The sequence below is a fragment of the Streptomyces sp. NPDC104309 genome, assembly GCF_055584025.1.
This window is the reverse complement of sequence record NZ_JBVJMV010000034.1, coordinates 64,170-83,900: the sequence shown is the minus strand read 5'-3', so window position 1 is coordinate 83,900 and position 19,731 is coordinate 64,170. Positions and strand designations below refer to the sequence as shown.

The window sequence follows — 19,731 nt, the reverse complement described above, 5'->3', positions numbered from 1 at the left end:
CTTCCACTCCGGGTTGAAGCTGCCGACTACCGGCACGCGCAGGGCGGTCAGCGGGTCATCGCGGTCGGCGTCAGTGCCGAACGGCCAGGACTTGATGTCGGGCACAGTGATGCCTTTCAGGTAGTGGTCGAGTTTGTGCTGGCGGCGAGGTCGGTGGTGGTGCTGTGCCATGCCCCGAAGTGACCCGCCTCGGGGCCAGTCATGCCGTGGGCGGCCTGGTAGTGGTCGGTGACCGTGTCCCACGCGGCGTCCGGGTCGATGGTGTCGACCTCGGTACGGAAGTCGCATCCGGCTGCGTTACACAGGCGATAGGCAGTCATGTGGTGTCCTTTCAGGTGGTGGGGCTGGGGCCGTCGGTGAGGGCGACGAGGAACGCGGCGGTGAGCACGGCGGCCGCGAACGCGGCGGTGAGCACGGCCCGGATGGCGGTGGCGGCTTCCTCGACCGCGTCGTCGGGGTGCATGCGGAAGGCGAAGACGCCGACGGTCAGCACCGTGGTGAGGAACGCGACCAGGCCGAGGCCGGCCTGCCACTCCCACCCGTCCAACACGTGCGACAGGGCGTAGGCGGCGGCCACACCCAGCAGGGCAAGGACCGGACCGCGGACCGTCAGCCACGTGGAGTGGGCAAGCCGCTTCATGCCGCCTCCCCGCGCAGTGCGGCCAGGAGCGTTGCCCGGTTCGCGGCCTGCTGGGCCGACGACAGCGGCATGCGCCCTGACGGGGGCTGGTAGTCGTAGACACGGCCGGTGGGCACAGCTTCCGCGTACAGGCGTTCCAGGGCGGTGGCGTCACGCCGTTCGGGAGCATTGGGGCGCTGGAGTCGGCGACGCGCGGCCGTGACGTGCTGCCCGGACACTCCGCAGCGCTTCGTGATGTAGGCGTTGTTGAAGCCCTGGTGGATCAGTTCGGCAACGTCGGGGCGAATCCTCACGGTGCCCTCCTGGGCGGTTTGGTCAGAGGTGGGGTGGGGGCCGCGGTCCCGGATGGGGGGCGGGACCGCGGCCGGGGAGACCGGTCAGGGGCTCAGGCGGCGGTACGGAGACGCTGCGCGGCGATGTCGTACGCGTCCGCGAGGAGCAGCCGGGCCGGGCCGGCGCCGAGCTGGGCGGTAAGGCGGGGCAGGAGGTCACCGCCGGTGGTGACGTAGTCGGCGAGCTCGACTGCGGTGGTCGGCAGGGCCGGAAGGAGAGCGATGGTGGTGGCGGTCATGGACTGCTCCTAGGCGGCGTAGTCGTCGGACGGGTCGGATACGGGGGCGGCGAGGGGCGGGGCCGCGGCTGGTCTCCCTGGGGGAAGGGAGACCGGTGGGGTGGTCAGTACGCGGTGACCTGGGTGCGGTAGTTGCGGATCGCGTGGCCCCACACCTCGGCGTGCCCGCCCCGCTTCACCACCGCGGTCAGGAGCTCCCGCTGCGTCTCAGTGATCTGCTCGGCGGTCACCCTGCGGCGGACCAGGCCCGGCACCGTGTAGCCGCCGTCACGCTCGATGACACGCACCTCGTACAGGGGCGGGACGGGCAGGGCGGCGGGTCCAAAGACGACGTAGGCGATGAACCCGAGGTAGGGGTTGCCGACGGTGCGGATCGCGGCGAGGAGCCGGTCGGTCTCGGCCTCCTCCTGGGCAATCTTCTTGGTGAGTCCGGCGCGCTGGTGCTGGAGGTTGTCGTGGCGGGCCCAGGTGTTGTGCCGGTCCTCGGGGCTATAGAAGTGACCGCTGTCGATGCGGGCGGTGATTCCGTTGAGTTCGCGGGTGATGCTGGCGAGCTCGGCGTGGAGGTCTGCGTCGGCGTGGAAGCCGAGGTTGTCGATCATCTGGCGCCCCCTGGTGTGGTGCGGGTCGTTGTCGGCTCCACCAGAGTAGCCATAATCCATTGCTAGCGCAATAGAATATGATGGATGGGATGCCACCCCCACCCACGACAAAGGGCCCGACCCCGAAGGACCGGACCCTCAACCGTGCGCACCCCTCTCTAGAAGGGAGGTTCGTCCTGCCCCCCGCTCCCCCACCCCTGCGCCGGCTGACCCGAACCCGGCGTGCCCGACGCCCACGGATCCTCCGCCGACACCGCACCCTGACGCCGCGCCGCCTGCTGCACCTCCGGACGCTGACCGCCGGACGTTCTCGTCACCTGGACAGTTGCGGACTTCAGGCTCACGCCGACTTCGTCGCAATCCAGCTCGTACACGGTCCTTTTGACCCCATCACGGTCCTCGTAAGACCGCTGCTTGAGTCGCCCCTGCACGATGACCCGCATACCCCGCTGAAGTGTGGCCGCGACGTTCTCTCCCGCCGGCCCCCAGACGCTGCACGTCAGGAAGAGGCTCTCGCCGTCCTTCCACTCGTTGGTCTGCCGGTCGAACGTGCGCGGCGTCGACGCCACACGGAACTTCGCGACAGCCTTGCCGCCGTTTGCGGTGTACCTCAGCTCAGGCTGATCCTCGACGACATTGCCCACAACGGTGATCACGGTCTCGCCTGCCATCAGGCTGCTCTCCTCTTCTCTATGTGCGGTCCACGCGCGGACCTAGGTATGTGAATCGGGCCGCCCACGTGCTTCCAGGTCCTTCCGAGCACCACAGCGGTGATCGCCTACTTCGACAGCAGGACGGACTGTGTTCCTGTTGAACCCGGCCCTCGACCCCTCCTTCGGGCGGGGCCCTTCATCGGCCTTATCGGCCCGCCCGCGTTCTGGTAACTCGTCCCGGACAGCAGGCACGAGATGCTCTTACGGGTCCGCCCGTACTGCATCGACAACTCCAGGTCCGTGATCCCGCCCGCCGCGTACCGTTCGCGGATCTCGACGACCTGCTCGTTCGTGAACTCGGGCTGCTTCTGCCCCGCCACCAACACCGCGGGCAGTTCGCGGCTGGCCCGCTCGTACGCCTTCCGCAGCCGGTTCACCCGGTCCCCGTTCATGCCCTTCGCGACACCACGCCGACGGTCCAGTTCCCCCATCGACAGGCCCAGCTCCTCGGCCCGCTCCAGCACCGCCAAGAACTCGCTGTCGGATATATCGATGCGGGCACCAAGGATGTACTGGCCCACCGCGATCGGGTCGACGTAGTCGTCGTCGACCTCAGGCTCGGGGGCAAGGTCGCGGAGCGGGGTACGGTCGCCCCAGTCCGGCACCGTGAGAACCCCGTGCTCGTCACGGTCCAGCCACCCCAGCAGTCGCCCCATGGACTGGTCCGGGTCGACAAGCCCGGCCAGAACCACAATCAGCGCGGCCCGATGCACCTCCGTCAACGGTTCCAGTGCGGCCTGAACATCCTCGGGCCCGCCGTCACCGTGCACAACCGCAGCCATGTGCGCAGCAACGGGCAGCATCGCCTCGGCCAGGTCACCGCGCTGTTCCACGGTCAGGTAGCTCATGCCGCCAGCTCCACACCCGCAGCCGCCGACTTCTCCGCGACCGCCCTCAGAACCTCAGAGATGCCCTTCTCCCCGTTCGTGCCGGGAATCCCCAGGTACGCGGCAATGTCCGCCCGCCGAACCCCCAACTTGTGCAGCCTGACGACCACGTCCGTGTAGTCGTCCCGCAGCCGCGCCCGCCATGACCGGTGATCCCGCTGTGCCGGACGGGCCATGCGGGCGCCCTGGCCACCGGACCACCACACCGCAACCCGCACCGTCACCTCGTCGACGACGAGTCCGTCTTTCTGGAGCGCGACCACCATTCCCTCCAGGGACCGGCAGCCGGACTTCAGTCGCCGCAACCGGTACAGCCACCGAGGCGACACGAGCAGCTGAGCCATGGCCAAGTCCGGCCGGTTCCCCAGCAGCTCCTCCACCTCCAAGGCTCGGCGCTGGTCCGGGTCGAGACCGCCTCCCACCCCCCAGCGGTAGATCGCGTCATCGGACTGCCGCTGGTTGTTCAGGCACTCCACGATGACCGGGCACCCGACGCACAGGGCGCGGGCACGCTCCTTCGCCGCTGTCGACGTGCTGAAGAAGTCGTCGGCCAGCTTTCCGCGGCAGACGCTGCGGGTCTTCCAGTCCTGGCTGGCGGGTGCGCTGACGGCGGGTGTTGTGGGACGGCGCATGCCGGCGTTGAGGATGGTCATGACGGGTCTCCGGTGAGGGTGTAGAGGCGGATGATGGCGCCAGGCTGGTCGAGGGCGTCGGGGTGTTCGCCGGGGTAGACCTTGCGGTTGTGGTTCTCGATGACGCGGCCGTCGTCTTCCCAGATGCCGGACTTCGTGATGGCGTCGTACGTAGATCGTTCGAGCTTGTCGATGTCGGGGCTGACGGCCGGGTAGGTCCGGGTGCGCTTGGGGGCGTTGACGGGCTTGGGCATGGTGAAGGTGATGTCGGCGCGGACGGGGCCGGCGATGCGCTGGGCGCCTCCGGTGAGGAGCGCGGCTTCGATGGCGGCCTGGACTTTCTCGCGCCAGGGCTTGACCTTCGCGGAGGACTCCCGCATGAGGGGGATGGCTCTGCCGGTCTTGCGGCTCTTCCCCCACCCGACGGGCGTCTTGCTGCCCTGGGGTCCGGCGAGGCCGTAGACGGCAATGTCGAGGCGCGGGGTGGGGTCCCAGCGGTAGAGCCTGGTGAGAGCGCGGGCGGGGGTGGTGGTCATCAATCTTCCCCGTATGCGGGCTGGTTGTACGTGTCCTCGAGCTGGCGCTGGTCGATGGTTCGCGCGATGCGTACGGCGGTCAGGCTGAGGGCGGGGAGGAGAACGAGGGATACGAGGGCGAGGAGCCAGTAGTTGACGCGGCCCTCTGTGGCGGCGACCGCGATGGCGCCGTTCATGAGGCCGAGGGTGAAGTGTGGGGCGGTCTTGTGGTGCAGGGGGTTCTTCATGGGGTGAGCTCCTGTATGGGGCGTGGCCCGTATGGGGTGTCGCGGACGTAGGTGGCGTGGCCTGGGTAGTGGCCTACGTGAACAGCGGTGCAGTACCGGCAGCGGTAGGTGCGGAAGTCGGGTCCGCCTTCCCCGTGTATCTGTCGGGCTCGACGTCGGGCTGCTCGTCGGCTGGGGAAGGCGGTTTTACCGAGGCAGGAGATCTCGTACTCGGTCACTGCGGCTTGGCTTGGGCGGCTGCGGCGCGGATGGCTGCTACGACCTCTTCGACGTCACCGACGGGGATGTACACGATCGGCGTCTCCGGGTCTGTGTAGTCCGGGTGGATGTTCACGCCGAGAGATACGACCGGGATCTCGCCGTGGTAGACGGACGCTTCGACGGGCGTGACGGTCAGGGTGTTGCCGAAGGCGTCGGTCGGGTCGGTGTAGCTGTACGTGCCGGTGTCGTTCACGGTTGGTCCTCCTGGTCGCGGGTTTGGGTGATGGCGAGGGTGATGGGTACGGCTCCGTCGGCGTCGGCCGTGCAGCGGGTCCAGGTGCCCTGGTTGAGGTGGGCGTGCTGGTGGTGGGCCATGTCGGCGTACATGTGGCCGGGGAGGATGGCGTTGACCTCCAGCAGGAACGGCCCGTGGTCGCGGTGGCCGATCTGGCAGAGGTTGCCGTTCCAGATGCGGTAGCCGGGGTGTGCGGGGTGGGGGCGGCCGAGCTGGTTGTCGCCGTTTTCGGCGATGACGAGGGCGTTGAGGTTGGCCTGGGCGAGGGCGGCGCCGAGCATCACGATGTACGTCTGGTCGTAGTGGGCGGTCATGGTGCGGGGTGCTCCTTTGCCTGGTCGTCGGCGGCGGCGCGAAGGGCCGTGGTGTCGAGGGCTTGGGTGTCTTCGGCGGTGGCGGCGACCTGCTGGAGGGTGAGGGTGCTGGGCCGGCCGTGGAGGTTGGTGCAGTGGGCGGCCGTGTTGACGGCGTTCGTCAGCTGGGTGCGGTCGGTGATGGGGGTGCGGTGGATGAAGCCTTGGGTGCAGGGGGTGAGGGCGGTGAACGGGGTGTCGGCGTTGGGGGTGTGGTGGATGCGGTTGCCGGAGGGGAAGGCGAGGTGGACTGTGCCGTCGGGGGCGGGTTGCCAGGCGCGTATCGCGGTGGTGGGGAGGTTGGCGAGGCGGGCGGCGTAGGCGGCTGCGATCTGCTGTTTGGTGATGAAGTCGGGGTGTACGGGCCGGATGGGGAGGACCGCGGGGGTCTTCGGGGTGGTGCGGGTCTTGGTGCTGGACTTGCGGCTCACGGGAGTTCTCCGTCCGGCAGAGGTTCGGGCTGATGAGTTAGGCGGCGCGGCCGGATCGGCAGGACCACGGGGAGCAGCCGTCGGGATCGCCCTCTTCGAGTTCGGCGTCGGCGATCTGGCCGAAGACGTCGGTCTGCTGCTTGGCCCACTCGAACGCGGTCACACGGCCGATGGGCGCCTGGTCGAGCGGGAGGCGGGAGCGGTGCAGGTACGCCTCTCCCAGCAGCGGCTTGCCGTTGGCGTTGCCGCGGGCGTTTCCGGATCGGATGGCGCGGTCGAAGTCGACGGCGTCGTCCCACTCCGGGGCGTAGAAGCCCTGGCAGTCGCATGTTTCCGCAGGCACGTCGTCGGGGTCGGCGGCCCGGTTGATCTCCTCGCGGTTGAGAATGTGGGCGCACCGCAGGGGCTCGACGATGCCGCGCCAGTGGTCCTTGCGGGAGTGTCCGCAGCGGAGGCAGGTGTCCCGGAGTGCGCGCCACTGGGCGTTGCCATGGAACGGGCAGCCGATGCAGGCCGACTTCGGGGTGGTCTCCCAGCCGTTGGCCTTGAGGTAGCGGGTGCAGTCGTCGCGGGTCCAGCCTTCACGGCCGTCGGCGGCTCCGCCCAGGTCGAGGAGCGGGAACGCGGAGCGCAAGTACTGGATGCCGGAGTCCTTGGCGCGGCCGAACTCGTCGCGACTGATCCCGATCCACTGCTCGGCGTACACGCCGCGCGGGACAGGCGTCGGGTGCGGGTAGCCGAGGAGCTGCCGGACCTGCGCCTTGATGGGCTTCAGCTTGTACTCGGAAGTGCACTGGCGCCGGGTCATCCCGTCGCCGCCGTCCTGGTTCTTGATGAACAGCGGCATCGAGGCGAAGCGGTGCGTGGGGTCGAGGGCGTCATTGCGGATGTTGCCGACCGACACCCGGTAGAGCGGGATCTGGGCCGGGATGAGTACCTCGCGCTCCAGGCGGTCGAGGTGGTCATAGACGGCGCGGGGCTCCCAGCCGGTGTCGGCGAAGATCGCGCCGTCCAGCTTGGGAAGGTCCCCAGCCGCAGATAGGAGGGTGATGGTGGTGGATTGCACCCCAGCGCCCAGCGACAGGACGCGCAGGCGGGGCTGATCTTTGGTGGTGCGGCTCACGGGTGTTCTCCGTCCGGCGGGTCCTGCGGGTTGGGGTTGGTGGTGCCGTAGCCGTGCTGGGAGGCGCAGATCATGGCGAGCGCGATGAGTCCCAGCACGGCGGCAATGAGCGCGGGTGCGGTGGGCGGCCAGGTCACGTGGTGGCGGCACCCGGCCTGTACAAGCAGTCCCGGCAGGGCTCCAGGACGGGCGGCTCGCCCATGCTGTAGTAGCTCGGACCCTCTGCGGGATGCGAGTCCTGCGGATCGACGGCTGTGCCGTTGCATCGGGTGCAGGACATGACGGGCTTATCCGCAGCGGGAGGACCGAGCTGCTCGAACAGCCCGGCCAGGTCTTCCGCCAGCAGAACCTCAGCCCGGAAGGCGTCAAGGAGGGAAGTGGCGCGGGTCGTGTCCCAGCCTCGGGCGCTGGCGAGGATGGACACGATGGCTTCGGCTGCGGTGCGTTTGGCCGCGCACAGGGAGCAGCGGGTGGGGTTGGTCGCCCAGTTGTGGCCGAAGGGGTGCAGGGGGCACAGCCAGGCGTCGGTGTCGTGGGCGTTCATCGGGTGGCCTCGTTCCAGTAGCCGGTGTTGTGGGTGATGGCGGTGCGCTGGGCGTACTCGTAGGCCCGCCAGTCGGTGATCTGGGCGCGGTAGCCAGCGAGGTAGGCGGCGGTGTACGTGGTGCCGGAGACGGTGGGGTCTTCCATCCATTCGAGGCGGTCTTCGAGGACGGTGAGGGGGGTGCCGTCGTGGATGGCGTCGTAGGCGGTGGCGCGGCCGTGGGCGTGGTCGGGGTTGTTCGGGTCGTCGAGGGTGTCGAGGGCGATGGTGAGGATGCTCATGGCGTGGGTCCGTTCTGGGCGGTGGGGCGGAGGACGGTCAGGCGGCGTTCTGGTGTGGCGCGTCGGTGAGGGCGTCGGCGGTCTGGGCGGCGCGGAGGATGGCACCGATGACCTCTGAGGTGGTGGGCGGCCGGGTGCCGAAGACGGGGGTGGTGGCGGCCCAGTTGGAGACGTGCTCGATGTAGTCGGGCACGTCGTGGCCGGGGGCGATCTCGGTGACGCACGGCTCGGTGTCCAGCGCTTCGGAGAGGGCGCGGATCGCGGCCATGGCCGGGGCACTGGCCGAGATGATTTCGATCGAGGCGACCTCGTCGGTGTAGAACTCGGCGGGCACGGTCCCTTCGGCGGCGACGAAGATTGCGGCGGCGACGTCGGCCGAGTTGGTGGCCCGGTCCGCGAACTGGGTGCCGGTGTGGAGGCCTCGGTGATTGATGAGGTGGGCGGCACGGCGGAGGGTTCCGGCGGTGGTGGTCATGGCGGTCTCCCTGTTCGGGCGGTGTGGTGGTGGTTGGGCACCCGGCCCCGGGAGCTACTGCGCACCCCTTCGGGTGTGGTGCTCGACTCGGGGCCGGGGAGCTGGGGGTTAGTCCTCGATGGGCCGGGGGTGCTGGTCGGCGCAGTCGGGGCACTGGAGTTGGCCGAGGTTGTAGCCGGTGGGCTCTTCGGTGACGAGGGTGTCGGGGTCGTGGGCGTCGAAGATCTGGCTGCAGGTGCAGGGGCAGGCGCACAGGAGGATTTCGTTGTGCCGGGGGGTGCGGATGCCGGTTATGGCGATGGCGGCTGCCATGAGTGCCTCGTACGCGGTGGCGGAGGCGGCGTTGTCGGCGTGCTGCATGAGCTGGTCGAAGCGCGTCTGCTGGTCCGCGGTGAGGTCGCCGTAGTTGATGGTGGCGGGGTGTGTGCGGGCATGGCTGATCACGCTCATGGCGGCGCTCCAGGGATCAGGTACTCGGTCCGTTCCTGGTGTGGGGTGGGACCTTGTCGGCTCCGCCAGACTACCCATATTCCATTGCTCGCGCAATAGATTATGAGTCAGGGCATGAGAAAGCCCCCCACTCCGGGCGGGAGTGAGGGGCTACGGGTGGCCGGCGGTCAGCGCTGGCGTCGGGCGACGGCCTTTCGGTGAGCCATCAATATGTCGGAGTACGACACGTGCAGGATCCGCTTTCGACCCCAGTGATGGACCGGGATCTCCTCCTGATCGACCCATCTGCGGACAGTGGACTCCGAGAAGGGATGACCGGTGCCTTTGAGGAGTTCGCAGATTTCCTCGAGGCTCATCAGGTCGGTGGGTGCGACGTACGGGCTGACGGTGGTGACGGCCATGGCGGGACTCCGCTCTCGACGGCCATCGTTCGCAGCTCCGGCGGCCGATTACGGGCGGACGCGCTAGTGGAGGTAGCGAATCCAGTTGTGGGTGTTACGTGATGAAAGTGTGGTGACGGTTGGTAGACCCGCTACAGGTCCGTCAGGTTGCTCTGATCTTCAGGCTTTTCTGCCGGGCGATGTGCTGCTGGGCGAGGTGCGCGAGTGACCAGGTACGGGACAGCCCGTCATCGTCCGTGCAGTACCGGTTGACGCACGCGGCTGTCTGCTGCACTTCTCTCCAGAAAAGGCCCCAGCAACCACATCCGGGGCACGGGTGGCGGCGGATGACGCTCGTATCACCGGCGGCGATGGCGTGCTCGAGTCCCTGCCGGTAGATCAGAGCTTCGCGGACCTCTTGGCGTTCGGGGTCGAGGTGGGCGGTGTGCTGGCGGGCCCACTCGTAGACCTGCGCAGCGTCGGCGGGCACAGGGCCGGCCGCTTCACCCCAGTCGCTGGCCCGGGTGTGGGCTTCGATCTCGTACACGGCGGCGCGGATGCGGTCGACGACGCCGAGGTTGATGGGTGCAGGGGCGTGGGCTTGTGTGGCGGTGCGTCCGTCTCCGGGTCCGCGACTGCCGGGCTGGACGAACTCCCGCTGGAGGAGTCGCAGTCGCTGCTCGGTGGTGGTGTCGTCTCCCAGGCCCATCGGTGTCCCCGTCCCTCGATCCGGCCTGGGGGCGCGGGGCGTGACGGTTCGTGTGCCGGGCGCGCGCCGGTGGCCGGAGGCTGTCACTCCGGGTAGTTCCGGACGCCCCAGTCTGGCACGGGACGGTCGCAAGTTAAACAGAACGTGGTAAGTGATCAACGGTGAGCAAGGTGCCGTTGCTGACTCGTCACACAGTGCACCGCATCTGTACCGGGCATATTCACAACTCGTTCGGGGCTGCCGCCATCCCCTGGACCATGCCGCGCAGCGTCGTGTGCGCCTCCACGCCGACGACGCCTTCGGCGTGTGCACCGTCCAGCATGAGGAGCACGGCGGTGAGGGTGATGTCGTACGCCTCCGCGGTCGGCTCGTCCGTCAAAGTGCGGTCCCGGGCGAGGAACAGGGCCTCCATCGTCTCGGCGAGCTGCTGCTGAGGCGTGGCCGGCACCGGGTCGGGGACCGGAGGCCGGTAGCGGCGGCCGTGTCCGAGACCGGGGCGCTTCCGGATCGGGATGACCCGCGCGTGTGAGGGCCCGTCGTGGGGGCCCGGGGGCCCGGATCCGGGGTGGGTGGGCTCTGCTGCTGAGGGCATGGGGCGTCTCCGCTCCTCCGGCATCGGGAAGGGTGGCCGCGCACTCGCAGTATGTGCAGCCTCCCCCGGGTGGCTGCCGGTGGCCGTACCGGGGAGTGCCACTGTGACACCTGCATCCGATCCCTGGTAAGCCGAGCCAGAGTTTTGATCCGGTCGTGACTCGTGGAGGAGTAGTCTCCCGGCCAGTCACGTACGGGTGCCGACCGAGCCAGGTGGTGACACAGAGAAGCCCCCGGGGATGACCGGGGCGGAGTTTTGCCGACAACACCCCAGGCCGGCCGCGGGGGCCGAGACCTCACGGGCATGCCCGCCAGATGACGCGATTGTAGGCCGCGTTCTCGCCACGCCGGGAGGCTTCCGGTATTTCCGGTGGTGGGGGGGCAGGGGCAGAGGCGCTGCGATTCCCCCTGGAGGGGGAGACCTCTGCCCCTGCTGCCGACCGCCTGGTGAGGGAGGCGGCTCTTCCACCCAATCGACAGGTGGGTGTATGGGGAAGGGATCTGTCGCGGCGTCACTCGGTCGTGTGACTGAAAAACCCCGGCAAGGTGCCTATTTCTGACCGGAACCGGTCGGGAACGATAACGGCCCCGCTCCCCCACAATCAGGCAGGGAACGGGGCCGTGCATCGGCCGGACTACAAACCGTCGATGAGGTGCTCGCCCAGCAGGGCCTGCAACTGGGGATTGAGTGCTGCCTTGAAGTCGGCGGCTACCGCCTCAGCTCCACCGACTAGCTCGAAGTAGCGCCCTAGGGCTGCGCGGCGCTCATTGACGTCCAGCTTGTCGAAGATTATGTCCATGGCTTCCCTGCCGTCGCTCCAGGGCATCTTGATTGTGCGCTTGGTGAGGAGCGGCTCCACGGCTGGCTCCTGGCCGGTCTGCCGAGGCAATGACCCCGTGGCGGGGGACGCAGGTGGTGCGGCCGGATCGGCGGACACTTCCGAAACAAGCACAGGGAGAGTAGATGTAAGGGGGGCGCTGCTCGCACTGTTCGCGGTGCCCATCGAGACCGGGTTTTGGGATTCGCTCGGCGTCGTGCTGTCGATGCTCTGCGGCGGTTGCTTCGGCGCCGGGGTCCGACCATTGCCTTGGCTCGCAGATGCGTCGCCCTGGTTTACCGCGGTAAACCGGTCCGGTTCCAGCGGCTGAGGTTTGACCTTGGGCTGGCGCACCCGAGGGAGTGACTTGCTCTTTTTCCGCCGCCCTACTTCAGCCGCCCACGCACCCGCCTGCTCCGCCTCTGGCAGGCCCGCAATCTCGCGCCCCACGCGAATGGGTAGCTCTCCTGCACTGACAAGAGCCTGCAGCTGCGGGGTGAGCTTGAGGAGCTTGCGCTGCTGACTCACCCACCCCTTGGTCTTCTCGTAGTGATCCGCGACAGCGTCGGCTCCCCCGATCTGGGCCACCATCGTTTCGATACCGATGGCTCGCTCGATGGGGTCAAGGTCCTCGCGGTCGTTGTTCTCGGAGAGGACGGCATCGAGGAAGTCGGCACGTGATTTTGCGACGTCCTCGTTGTGCACGACATGGAGGGTGGTGAGCCCAGCGGCTAGCGATCCGCGGTAGCGGCGCTCTCCGTTCGCGATGACGTACGGCGCAGTGCCGACATTGTGAGCCTCGTCCGGCCACAGCTTGAGGTACCCAGCGCGGGAGACGACAACGGCCGGCTGCAGCTGCCTCTTCTTGAGGACCAGGCCGAAACTCTTCAGGTCCTCGTCGGTGCCGAAGTTGCGGCGGGGGTTGAAGCGGGTGGGGACGAGGCTGGTGAGCGGCAGGGTTAGGAGCAGCGGGTCGCTCTTGCCCGGAACCTCGTCGACTTTTTCTCCGGCCAGCGAGGTAAGGCTGGTGCGGCGTCCTGCAACCATCAGGCTGCACCTCCGTATCCGAGCTCAAGAGCAAGGCGGAAGAAGTCCTCGCGGGCTTCCATCGCGACGCGGTTCTTCGGGTACTGCGTGACGACGCGGCCTTCAACAGATGCCCGGGTGTGGACCTTGTAGCGGCGGATGACGGTCTGGGCTCGGGGCCATCCCTGGGCGTCGATGTAGCCCTGGGTCTCCTCGAGGTCGGCGACGCCGTCGCGGGGGTCCCAGGCGTTGATGACGACGCGGTAGGGAAGTCCGGTGGGTTCGACGACCCTCTGGATGGTGCGGGCTGTGGGGTCGAAGGCGAGGCCCTCGGGAGGCATCGGGACGATGACGTCGTGGGCGTACTTCAGCGCTTCGAGGAGGAGGTTCTCGTCCTGGAGGCTGCCGGGGGTGTCGATGAAGACGTGCTGCAGTCCCTTGTTGGCAGACTTGAGGACGTCGGCGACGACGGCACCGAGGTTCAGAGTCGTGGTGGTCTTACCCACGCCGCCTTTCTGATTGGCGACGACGTGGACCTTCGCTCCGGTCTCCTTGAGGATGGCCAGGTTCTCGGGAGTCTCGTGCTCCTGCGAGAAGTCGAAGGGCAGGTTCGTGATCCTGTTCGCCCACCAGACTGTTGAGGCCTGAGGGTCAATGGACACGACATAAACGCTTGCTGGCATGTGATGCTCCGTTTGCTTCCCGTACGTTCCGGTACTTCGGGCTGGGAGCATCATTCCAGATGGGTGCGTCCGGTTTGTTCACCCACACCGGTGGTGGGTTGGCCTGTGGGGGCAGTAGTGGTTTACCGCGGTAAACCGCAGCCGCTCCGGAGCCACCCGGCCCTGGAGTGTCGGCCCGGTTTACCGCGGTAAACCGGATCAGGCTGCGGAGGAGTCGAGCATGTCGCCCTCTGCTTGCTCCGTGTCCGCAGGCAGATCCGGCTCGAGGAACAGTCCCTGGTACGGGGGCTTTGACGGCTGCTGCGGCACAGTGAGCTTGGCCGGCTGCTGGGGGAAGTCGGGCATGGTGGTCTCCGTTCGTACGGTGGGCAGGTTCCGGTTGGTCATGCGACGTCGAAGGCGCGACGGACGGGTCGACCGCCGCTGTGCTTGTGGTCGAGGGCGGCACGGATGCTGGCCTGGAGGCTGTCGGACGCCTGGCCCGCGGTGAGTGCTTCGAGCGCGGCAACGGCGTCGGTGAACGCGCCCTCGGGTTCGCGCCGGCTGGTGAGGGCCTGGTTCTGCCGATCGATGGCGGCCTTCACGTACGGGTCGGTAGCGGTGGTGTCGGGCTTGTGGGCGAGCGCTGCGGCCAGTGCCTGGTGCTAGCCGGCTGATGCGGTCTCGCGGGTGCGGACAGGTCCGGCGGGGGCGGCCTGCTCGAGCGACGCCTGCACAACGGTCGGGGTCCCGGTGGTGAGGGCGCCGACGGGCAGGACCCGGACGGAGCGGACGACGACCGAGCCCAACTTGTCATTGATCTGCTTGGCGAGCTGGCCGCCCAGGAGCCGAAGCTGCGCCGCGTAGGTGTGGGAGACGGGGCGGAGGTCAAGCCGGCCACCGTCGGCATCGAACGCGACGGGCTCGACGCAGCCGACGTACTGCGGGCAGAACTCCGCCCACCGGTCGTTGATGCTGCCGGCGGTGAGGTTGATCTCCCAACCCTGCTCGGCGTTGAGGTGTCCGAGGACGCCGCCGAGGCCAATAGGGTCGCGTCCGCTGCCACGGTCCGCACGACGGATCCGGGACCGCGGCTTCGTCTTCATCGGTCCTTTCGGGGCGGAGGCTTTGTATGCCGCAAGGGCCTGTCGAGCGAGGTCGACACCAGACGATGACTTCGATTGCTGGTCGGTCATGCGAAGACTCCTGACTGGAAGGCGGGCGAGGCGGCGAAGCGCGCGGCCTTGGACGCAAGGTCGGTGCCGTACAGGTCAATGGCGTCGTCGATGTCGTGGTCTTCGATGTGATCGATGACCTGCTGCAGGTTGGTCCAGCCCTGGGCGCGGGCAATACGCCGGTCCTCGTCGGTCCAAGCCGGGGTCTCTTCCTCGTCGGATGTCGCCAGGCCGAACAGCTTGATGAGGGATGCCTGATCGGCCGCGTGCTGGGCGCTGGTGGCACGCCAGGTCTGGGGCCCGTGGCTGTTGTCTGCGGTCATGAGCTGGGTCTCGTGATCGGCCTGCCGGGCAAGGGCGGCACGGATGTAGTTCGCGGGCTGCTTCGGTCGCCAGCCCAAGCACATGCCGCCGAGTTCTGCCGCGATGTCGTGGGCGCGGAGTCCGCGGTCGAAGAAGGGGCGCAGCACGTAGGCGAGGCGACGTTCCGGTTCGGTCTGGGTCCAGTTCACGAGGGCTCGGACGAGTCGGGCTTCGTGCAGTTCGCGACGGACCTGGGCCGGTGTACGGGCTGCTGCGTCTTTGCTGCTGCGGTTCTGGTGGGGGAGGGATGCGGTTCGACGGCCCGCGTGCGGGGTGTAGTTAAAACCCCCCACCATCTGAACCTTTCCCTCCTGACTAGCTGAGGTAAGGGAAGGGGGCTCACAAGATCGTTCCGGGGAGTTGTCCACAGGCCCCGAAGAGGCGTTATCCACAGGGCTTGTGACAGTGGCCGCGGGGCGGGTGTCGGGCATCTGCCGGTAGTCCACGACGATCCCGGCGCTGTACCCGGACCCGACGATCTGGTGCCCCATGGCGTGGTCGTAGGACGCCGGGATCACCGCGGCGTACACGGTCGCGGTGGCCGCGTACCCGCCGAGGCCGAGGACGCGGCGGACGTTCGCCTTGGTGCCGTGCTGGACCCAGGCCAGGGCGCCGAGTTCCCGAATGTAGGCGACGTGCCGCTTCACCGAGGCTTTGCTCACGCCGGTGCGGGCGACGGTCTCGTCGAGGCAGTAACGGACGTGCCCGGTCGAGTAGTCCATGCGCGCCTTAAGGTCCCGTGCGATGGCGAGCGTGGTGGCGTTCGCCCGCGGGTGCAGGCCGGCTGCGATCAGCCATTCCACGGAGCGAAGCCACCGACGCGGGCCGCTATGGCGCGACGCGGTGTGCTCGACCTCCTGGTCGGCGCCGCGGACCAGGGCGACCTGACCCGCACTGTACTCGTACACGCGTTCGAACGTGTCATGTGGGGTGTTCGTGTCGCGAGGAGTTTGCTGGCACGGGATGCCGCTGATGGTGGGGGACTTTTGCCGCGAATCGCCCGTCCGGGCGTGCGGAAGCTGACAAGCGGTGCTCGGGTACGGCACTATGTACCTGCTTTCCTCGTGATGGCGGGCACGCAAAAGGCCCGGTGTTGAGGTGAGTGGTTCGTGAGGAACCTGTTGTTCGCTCGACCTGCTCGGCCCCGGTCGCCAAACCGGTTCTGAGAGTCGGGCCTTAGCTCGGTCTGCAAACCGAGCCGTAGGAAGTGGCCGCAACGGTGTCGCCAAACACCGCGGTCGGCGGTAGAGGAAGTGCCCCCGCCAAGGGGCTCAGGACCTCCCGCCTTAGAGGTCGCTACGTCACCTGGTCCCCCTCGTTGGGTTCGGTTTGCCCCTGCGCCTGGACGGCGAAGGAAGTTTGAGTGGCCTGGCCGCGCTGGAACTCGACCATGCGGAGCATCTGCTGTCCGAGCCGTTCGGCGTCCTCGACGGGCAGCTGCAACTCGATCTCGCGGCCGACGGCCTGCTTGCCGCCCTTCGTGACCGAGGCGGTGAAGCACACGTAGTGCTCGCCAGCGTCGCCCCATGCGGCGGCGAAGGTGCGGGGGAACGCGAAGCTGGTGACCTTGGCCAGCCATGCGCGCTTCCGCCCGGGCCGGTTCCGCTGATGCATGTTCAGCAGGGCGACCGACGTGGTGACTACCTCGTGGATGTCAGCCGTGTCGGCTTCGGCTTCGAGGAGTTCGTGGACTCGGCGGATAGCCGTCTCGGCGAGGACGGGCGGCGCGGCCGCGAGGACATTGCCGTAGGGGTTCTCGTCGCTCATCGCTCGCCCTCCCGTCGGCCGGAGACTGCCTCGTAGTGCTGAACCCAGAGCGCCTTGGTGCTCGGCGTGGACCAGGCGAGGCGCTCACCGCAGGAGCAGGCGATGGAAGCCCCCTGGCCACCCTCGTTGTCGGTCTGCGGCGTGTGGCCCGTCAGGGCGTCGCCGTGGGCGGGGCACAGGTGAAGCCAGAAGCGGCCGACTGATCGAAGAGACCTGACGTCCAGAGCCGACAGCCGGGCACGGCCCGCCTTCACCGACGGCATCGGGCCGTAGGACTGGTGGGCAATGCTGTCGATGGCCGTCCAGCCGAATGGGGCCTCGTTGGTCTTGGAGAGGCTGGACACCGGGCAGTGGGCTGCGTCGCACCGGAAGCGGTACGTACGCAGCACCTCGGCGCTCATGCGCTGGTGTGGGTAGTGGTGACAGGGCCTGCGTGCGTCGCCGGTGTGATCTTCACGGCGGACTGCAAGGTCCCACTGTCTGTATCCCCGGATGTCCGGGTACGCTTCGCCATAGAACTGGCACCTTCATTCGTCGCGAGTGTGTGGTGTCGGTCCGGCCCCGCTCCTCGGTGTGCAACCACCGGGGGAATCAGCGGGGCCTTTCCTGTTGTCTTGGTGGGCCGTTCGACCAATCCCATTTCTGAGTGGTCGTCTGGCGCCAGGCTGAGCCTACCTGTTGTCCTCGCCACTTGTCGCTCCCCTTGCCGAACGTGTCTCTGATCTGACTTGTCATCCGATAGGCAGGTCATCGCACGGTGGTGCCTGACCTGCGGTTGTGTCCTATAAAAGTGCACCTGAAATAAGGTGATCTTGCTCGGAGTGGTCGTCATCACTTCAAGACGCAATCCGCAGCAACAAAGGATTAGGGGACTCGGCGCCGGTTCGGAGGTCGAGGACCTGCCCCGACTCCCCTCCTTCCTCCTCGGGTTGGGTCTCTGCCCGGCGCCCGGCCCGTGCCTTCGACGCGGCGGCCGTGCACTTCGGGCACCGGCAGCCGTAGTTGTTGTAGCGGGCTTCGTCGTGGGCGACGTCCTCCACCCTGGCCTTCCGCCCTTCGACCTTGGCGTCGGTGAGTGCCTGTCCGAACTCGGGGTCGGTGCGGGCGGTGCGGGTGGGGATGTTGCGGTGGATGCCGATGTGGTCGGCGGCGGCGCCGAGGTACATGCCGGACCGGACCGCGTCGAGGTACAGGGTGCGCAGGGCGGTGTCGAACACGGTGGGCCGGCCGCGGGAGGGGCGGGTGTTGGTCACCGGTCGCCTCCGGTCCAGCCGTAGCCCTCGGCAAGGAGCTGCACGACGGGGCATGTCTCGTGGTTGTAGAACCGGGCCTGGTCGTCGTAGTCGCCGTCGTAGTCGATGGCGGGGCAGGAATGCGCGCGGCCGCCGTGCAGCTCAAGGATCTTCCGGTCGGCAGCGCAGCGGCGCAGAACCGATCGGGGGTCATTGAGGATGATGTGGTTGCCCTCGCTGGGCCAAGTCCCACGAACTCGAATCATGCCCGAGTCCGCGTCCCGGACTTCGCTGCCCCCCGTGTTCACGTTGCTAGTGAAGGCCCACGGGGCGGGCAGTCGGCCACGGCGAACGTCAGCACGGTCAGCGACGTCCAGCGTCTTGAGCGTCGCGTCCATGCGCTGCGTGATGGCGGACTCCAGGAAGTTGAGAATGTCGGTGCTGGCGCTCATCGCGTGCCCCCGCCCCGGGTGGTGTGGGTGTCGTCGTCGGCGGGGTGCCGGGGCGGGTGGATGCTGCGGGACCGGGCGACGCGCCCGGCCATGGCCGTGTACCCGGCGCCCTGCAGCTGGGCGCGGAGCCGGTCGAGGGCTTCGGGGGTCCAGCTCGGCTGTGCGGCGAGCTTCCCGGCCCGGAACCCGACGGGCAGGGCGGCCTCCCAGATCTGCTGAACCACCTCCGGGTCGACGCCCGGGAACAGATACTGCGGCAGCTTCTTCGGGGTGCCGACCGTGTCGAGCATGGAGGCGGCGAGGATCCCAGCGAGGTAGTCCCCGGACGACTGGCAGCGCTCGGCGAGGACCTGGTCGGCGGGCGCCGGGGTGGTCAGGTCGGTGACCGTGGTGGGGGCGGTGTCGGGGGTGGTGGTCATGCGGCGGGCTCCAGTGCGGTGGGGAGGGGTAGGGCGGGGGTTGCCTGTGCGGTGACGAGACGTAGGCGCCTGCCACCGGGACGGGTGGCTGCGGTGGCGGCTGGGCTGGGGGTGGCGGGTCCGCGGCGGGTGGTGCGCTTGCGGGGCCGGTTGCGGCGTGGGGCGGGGGTGAGGAGCGTGAGAGGGAACCCGGGGGCGATACGGCGCTGCCGGGAGCCGTCTGTGTTCGGGGCGGCGGCGATCGGCCACAGCCCGTCCCACACGATCCGCATGTTGGCGGGGAGCAGCCCGTGGCGGACGGCGGCGAGGAGGAGTTCGTCGCGGGTGGCGGTGTTCTTGTTCAGGCCGAGGAGCGAGCACAGGGCGGACCGGTGCCAGTTGGTGCGGCGGACGTCCATGCCGGCCCGGCGGGCCACCCTCGACTCGTACAGTTCGACGGCCAGGGCGCGGAGCACCTTCTGCTTCTGCGGGGACCGGGCCTCGGCCAGGGCTTGCTCGGTCACCGTCGCGGTTCCGGCGCGAAGCGAGATGAGGGCATGGTGGCGTTCGAGGGCTATCTGCCCGCCCCACACACCCTCCGGCTCCGCCAGGTGCACCACATCCGGTGCCCCGCTTGTACCGGCCTCCACCAGCTCCGTGTTCGCGTAGGCGCGGCACAGGGCCTGCACCGGGCAGAACCCGCAGATCTCGACCGCGGACCGTTCCCGGGCGATGCGGGTCTTCTGCGGCTCCGCACCATCCCCCGTGTACGGGGCCCACACATCCACGGACACGTCCGGGTCACCGGCCGCAGCGTGCGGGTTGTCGGGGTCGGGGGCGCAGCCGCGGTACCGGTAATGCGGGTGGTCCGTGAGGTTCTGTCGGGCGATCAGCGGCGTCGTCATGGGGTGTCCCCCTCCTGCTGGTTGTTGCGGGTCGTGCGGGCGAGCTCGGCGTCGACGATCCGGTCGGCGGCGGCAAGGACCTGCTGCTCCGCGATCGCGGCGTCGATACGGCGCCGGAGCACGGTCATGTCGCTGTGGTGGGTGTTCTCGGTCAGACGACGTGCGGCGCGCTCCAGGATCAGAGCGCGCCGCGTGGTTCGGATCTGCCGCCAGCAGTAGAGGCCGGCGGTAAGGGCCGCGGTGGTGAGCACCGCAGCAAGGGTCAGGTACACGGTGCTCACCTCCTGGTGGG

35 protein-coding genes are annotated in these 19,731 nt (G+C 68.4%); all 35 read right to left on the bottom strand.

Annotated features, from left to right (window positions below; translation table 11 throughout):
• Nucleotides 1-116 precede the first annotated feature (116 nt).
• The 35 genes from ACZ68L_RS34710 to ACZ68L_RS34540 all read right to left on the bottom strand — a co-directional run bounded on the left by ACZ68L_RS34710 (nucleotide 117) and on the right by ACZ68L_RS34540 (nucleotide 19,720).
• Nucleotides 117-320, bottom strand: coding sequence for a hypothetical protein (locus tag ACZ68L_RS34710; RefSeq protein ID WP_469585316.1), 204 nt, complete (start codon nucleotides 318-320; stop codon nucleotides 117-119).
• A gap of 11 nt (nucleotides 321-331) precedes the next feature.
• Nucleotides 332-640: a hypothetical protein gene (locus ACZ68L_RS34705; RefSeq protein WP_469585313.1), complete on the bottom strand. Its 309-nt coding sequence runs from the start codon at nucleotides 638-640 to the stop codon at nucleotides 332-334.
• Nucleotides 637-933 (bottom strand): helix-turn-helix domain-containing protein, encoded by a 297-nt coding sequence (locus ACZ68L_RS34700; RefSeq protein ID WP_469585311.1) that lies wholly within the window; start codon nucleotides 931-933, stop codon nucleotides 637-639. Before ACZ68L_RS34700 ends, ACZ68L_RS34705 begins: the two co-directional genes overlap by 4 nt.
• A gap of 92 nt (nucleotides 934-1,025) precedes the next feature.
• The gene (locus ACZ68L_RS34695; RefSeq protein ID WP_469585308.1) at nucleotides 1,026-1,211 is read right to left on the bottom strand and encodes a hypothetical protein; all 186 of its coding nucleotides are present in this window, start codon (nucleotides 1,209-1,211) and stop codon (nucleotides 1,026-1,028) included.
• A 104-nt stretch (nucleotides 1,212-1,315) separates the two neighbouring features.
• Complete coding sequence (locus ACZ68L_RS34690; RefSeq protein ID WP_469585306.1) at nucleotides 1,316-1,813, bottom strand: hypothetical protein; 498 nt, start codon at nucleotides 1,811-1,813, stop codon at nucleotides 1,316-1,318.
• Between the two features lie 158 nt (nucleotides 1,814-1,971).
• The gene (locus ACZ68L_RS34685; protein WP_469585305.1) at nucleotides 1,972-2,484 is read right to left on the bottom strand and encodes a single-stranded DNA-binding protein; all 513 of its coding nucleotides are present in this window, start codon (nucleotides 2,482-2,484) and stop codon (nucleotides 1,972-1,974) included.
• A gap of 107 nt (nucleotides 2,485-2,591) precedes the next feature.
• Nucleotides 2,592-3,374: a hypothetical protein gene (locus ACZ68L_RS34680; RefSeq protein WP_469585301.1), complete on the bottom strand. Its 783-nt coding sequence runs from the start codon at nucleotides 3,372-3,374 to the stop codon at nucleotides 2,592-2,594.
• Nucleotides 3,371-4,066 (bottom strand): WhiB family transcriptional regulator, encoded by a 696-nt coding sequence (locus ACZ68L_RS34675; RefSeq protein WP_469585298.1) that lies wholly within the window; start codon nucleotides 4,064-4,066, stop codon nucleotides 3,371-3,373. Before ACZ68L_RS34675 ends, ACZ68L_RS34680 begins: the two co-directional genes overlap by 4 nt.
• The gene (locus ACZ68L_RS34670; RefSeq protein WP_469585296.1) at nucleotides 4,063-4,581 is read right to left on the bottom strand and encodes a RusA family crossover junction endodeoxyribonuclease; all 519 of its coding nucleotides are present in this window, start codon (nucleotides 4,579-4,581) and stop codon (nucleotides 4,063-4,065) included. The genes ACZ68L_RS34675 and ACZ68L_RS34670 overlap by 4 nt, the downstream gene beginning before the upstream one ends.
• Entirely contained in the window at nucleotides 4,581-4,808 is a 228-nt protein-coding gene (locus ACZ68L_RS34665; RefSeq protein ID WP_469585293.1) for a hypothetical protein, read from the bottom strand. The genes ACZ68L_RS34670 and ACZ68L_RS34665 overlap by 1 nt, the downstream gene beginning before the upstream one ends.
• 214 nt (nucleotides 4,809-5,022) lie before the next feature.
• Nucleotides 5,023-5,262, bottom strand: a complete 240-nt coding sequence (locus ACZ68L_RS34660; RefSeq protein WP_469585290.1) for a hypothetical protein — start codon at nucleotides 5,260-5,262, stop codon at nucleotides 5,023-5,025.
• On the bottom strand, nucleotides 5,259-5,618 hold the full coding sequence (locus ACZ68L_RS34655; protein WP_469585287.1) for a hypothetical protein: 360 nt from the start codon (nucleotides 5,616-5,618) through the stop codon (nucleotides 5,259-5,261). Before ACZ68L_RS34655 ends, ACZ68L_RS34660 begins: the two co-directional genes overlap by 4 nt.
• On the bottom strand, nucleotides 5,615-6,088 hold the full coding sequence (locus tag ACZ68L_RS34650) for a hypothetical protein (protein WP_469585284.1): 474 nt from the start codon (nucleotides 6,086-6,088) through the stop codon (nucleotides 5,615-5,617). Before ACZ68L_RS34650 ends, ACZ68L_RS34655 begins: the two co-directional genes overlap by 4 nt.
• Before the next feature lie 37 nt (nucleotides 6,089-6,125).
• On the bottom strand, nucleotides 6,126-7,139 hold the full coding sequence (locus ACZ68L_RS34645; protein WP_469585322.1) for an adenine nucleotide alpha hydrolase family protein: 1,014 nt from the start codon (nucleotides 7,137-7,139) through the stop codon (nucleotides 6,126-6,128).
• A gap of 68 nt (nucleotides 7,140-7,207) precedes the next feature.
• Nucleotides 7,208-7,348, bottom strand: a complete 141-nt coding sequence (locus tag ACZ68L_RS34640) for a hypothetical protein (protein ID WP_469585281.1) — start codon at nucleotides 7,346-7,348, stop codon at nucleotides 7,208-7,210.
• Nucleotides 7,345-7,755 carry a hypothetical protein gene (locus ACZ68L_RS34635; protein WP_469585279.1) on the bottom strand — a complete coding sequence of 137 codons (411 nt, stop codon included), beginning with the start codon at nucleotides 7,753-7,755 and terminating at the stop codon, nucleotides 7,345-7,347. Before ACZ68L_RS34635 ends, ACZ68L_RS34640 begins: the two co-directional genes overlap by 4 nt.
• On the bottom strand, nucleotides 7,752-8,036 hold the full coding sequence (locus tag ACZ68L_RS34630; RefSeq protein WP_469585278.1) for a hypothetical protein: 285 nt from the start codon (nucleotides 8,034-8,036) through the stop codon (nucleotides 7,752-7,754). The genes ACZ68L_RS34635 and ACZ68L_RS34630 overlap by 4 nt, the downstream gene beginning before the upstream one ends.
• A 37-nt stretch (nucleotides 8,037-8,073) precedes the next feature.
• Nucleotides 8,074-8,511, bottom strand: a complete 438-nt coding sequence (locus ACZ68L_RS34625; RefSeq protein WP_469585275.1) for a DUF6197 family protein — start codon at nucleotides 8,509-8,511, stop codon at nucleotides 8,074-8,076.
• Nucleotides 8,512-8,619: 108 nt separating this feature from the next.
• Nucleotides 8,620-8,961: a hypothetical protein gene (locus ACZ68L_RS34620; RefSeq protein ID WP_469585273.1), complete on the bottom strand. Its 342-nt coding sequence runs from the start codon at nucleotides 8,959-8,961 to the stop codon at nucleotides 8,620-8,622.
• Nucleotides 8,962-9,128: 167 nt separating this feature from the next.
• Nucleotides 9,129-9,362 carry a hypothetical protein gene (locus tag ACZ68L_RS34615; RefSeq protein WP_469585271.1) on the bottom strand — a complete coding sequence of 78 codons (234 nt, stop codon included), beginning with the start codon at nucleotides 9,360-9,362 and terminating at the stop codon, nucleotides 9,129-9,131.
• A 142-nt stretch (nucleotides 9,363-9,504) separates the two neighbouring features.
• Nucleotides 9,505-10,050: a hypothetical protein gene (locus ACZ68L_RS34610; protein WP_469585270.1), complete on the bottom strand. Its 546-nt coding sequence runs from the start codon at nucleotides 10,048-10,050 to the stop codon at nucleotides 9,505-9,507.
• 220 nt (nucleotides 10,051-10,270) lie between these two features.
• Nucleotides 10,271-10,642 carry a hypothetical protein gene (locus ACZ68L_RS34605; protein WP_469585268.1) on the bottom strand — a complete coding sequence of 124 codons (372 nt, stop codon included), beginning with the start codon at nucleotides 10,640-10,642 and terminating at the stop codon, nucleotides 10,271-10,273.
• 634 nt (nucleotides 10,643-11,276) lie between these two features.
• Nucleotides 11,277-12,506, bottom strand: coding sequence for a ParB/RepB/Spo0J family partition protein (locus ACZ68L_RS34600; protein ID WP_469585264.1), 1,230 nt, complete (start codon nucleotides 12,504-12,506; stop codon nucleotides 11,277-11,279).
• On the bottom strand, nucleotides 12,506-13,147 hold the full coding sequence (locus ACZ68L_RS34595; protein ID WP_469585262.1) for a ParA family protein: 642 nt from the start codon (nucleotides 13,145-13,147) through the stop codon (nucleotides 12,506-12,508). Before ACZ68L_RS34595 ends, ACZ68L_RS34600 begins: the two co-directional genes overlap by 1 nt.
• Nucleotides 13,148-13,366: 219 nt before the next feature.
• Nucleotides 13,367-13,513 (bottom strand): hypothetical protein, encoded by a 147-nt coding sequence (locus tag ACZ68L_RS34590; protein WP_469585259.1) that lies wholly within the window; start codon nucleotides 13,511-13,513, stop codon nucleotides 13,367-13,369.
• A gap of 38 nt (nucleotides 13,514-13,551) precedes the next feature.
• Nucleotides 13,552-13,752 carry a hypothetical protein gene (locus ACZ68L_RS34585; protein WP_469585256.1) on the bottom strand — a complete coding sequence of 67 codons (201 nt, stop codon included), beginning with the start codon at nucleotides 13,750-13,752 and terminating at the stop codon, nucleotides 13,552-13,554.
• A 60-nt stretch (nucleotides 13,753-13,812) separates the two neighbouring features.
• The gene (locus ACZ68L_RS34580) at nucleotides 13,813-14,253 is read right to left on the bottom strand and encodes a DciA family protein (RefSeq protein ID WP_469585252.1); all 441 of its coding nucleotides are present in this window, start codon (nucleotides 14,251-14,253) and stop codon (nucleotides 13,813-13,815) included.
• 86 nt (nucleotides 14,254-14,339) lie between these two features.
• A complete protein-coding gene (locus ACZ68L_RS34575; RefSeq protein ID WP_469585250.1) occupies nucleotides 14,340-15,593 on the bottom strand; it encodes a hypothetical protein in 1,254 nt (417 codons plus the stop codon).
• A 388-nt stretch (nucleotides 15,594-15,981) separates the two neighbouring features.
• Nucleotides 15,982-16,452, bottom strand: a complete 471-nt coding sequence (locus ACZ68L_RS34570) for a hypothetical protein (RefSeq protein ID WP_469585248.1) — start codon at nucleotides 16,450-16,452, stop codon at nucleotides 15,982-15,984.
• Nucleotides 16,449-16,853 (bottom strand): hypothetical protein, encoded by a 405-nt coding sequence (locus ACZ68L_RS34565; protein ID WP_469585246.1) that lies wholly within the window; start codon nucleotides 16,851-16,853, stop codon nucleotides 16,449-16,451. Before ACZ68L_RS34565 ends, ACZ68L_RS34570 begins: the two co-directional genes overlap by 4 nt.
• 435 nt (nucleotides 16,854-17,288) lie before the next feature.
• Nucleotides 17,289-17,705, bottom strand: coding sequence for a hypothetical protein (locus ACZ68L_RS34560; protein WP_469585244.1), 417 nt, complete (start codon nucleotides 17,703-17,705; stop codon nucleotides 17,289-17,291).
• Nucleotides 17,702-18,136, bottom strand: coding sequence for a DUF6221 family protein (locus ACZ68L_RS34555; protein WP_469585241.1), 435 nt, complete (start codon nucleotides 18,134-18,136; stop codon nucleotides 17,702-17,704). Before ACZ68L_RS34555 ends, ACZ68L_RS34560 begins: the two co-directional genes overlap by 4 nt.
• Nucleotides 18,133-18,555 (bottom strand): hypothetical protein, encoded by a 423-nt coding sequence (locus ACZ68L_RS34550; protein ID WP_469585238.1) that lies wholly within the window; start codon nucleotides 18,553-18,555, stop codon nucleotides 18,133-18,135. The genes ACZ68L_RS34555 and ACZ68L_RS34550 overlap by 4 nt, the downstream gene beginning before the upstream one ends.
• Entirely contained in the window at nucleotides 18,552-19,439 is an 888-nt protein-coding gene (locus ACZ68L_RS34545) for a WhiB family transcriptional regulator (RefSeq protein ID WP_469585236.1), read from the bottom strand. Before ACZ68L_RS34545 ends, ACZ68L_RS34550 begins: the two co-directional genes overlap by 4 nt.
• On the bottom strand, nucleotides 19,436-19,720 hold the full coding sequence (locus ACZ68L_RS34540; protein WP_469585234.1) for a hypothetical protein: 285 nt from the start codon (nucleotides 19,718-19,720) through the stop codon (nucleotides 19,436-19,438). Before ACZ68L_RS34540 ends, ACZ68L_RS34545 begins: the two co-directional genes overlap by 4 nt.
• Nucleotides 19,721-19,731 lie beyond the last annotated feature (11 nt).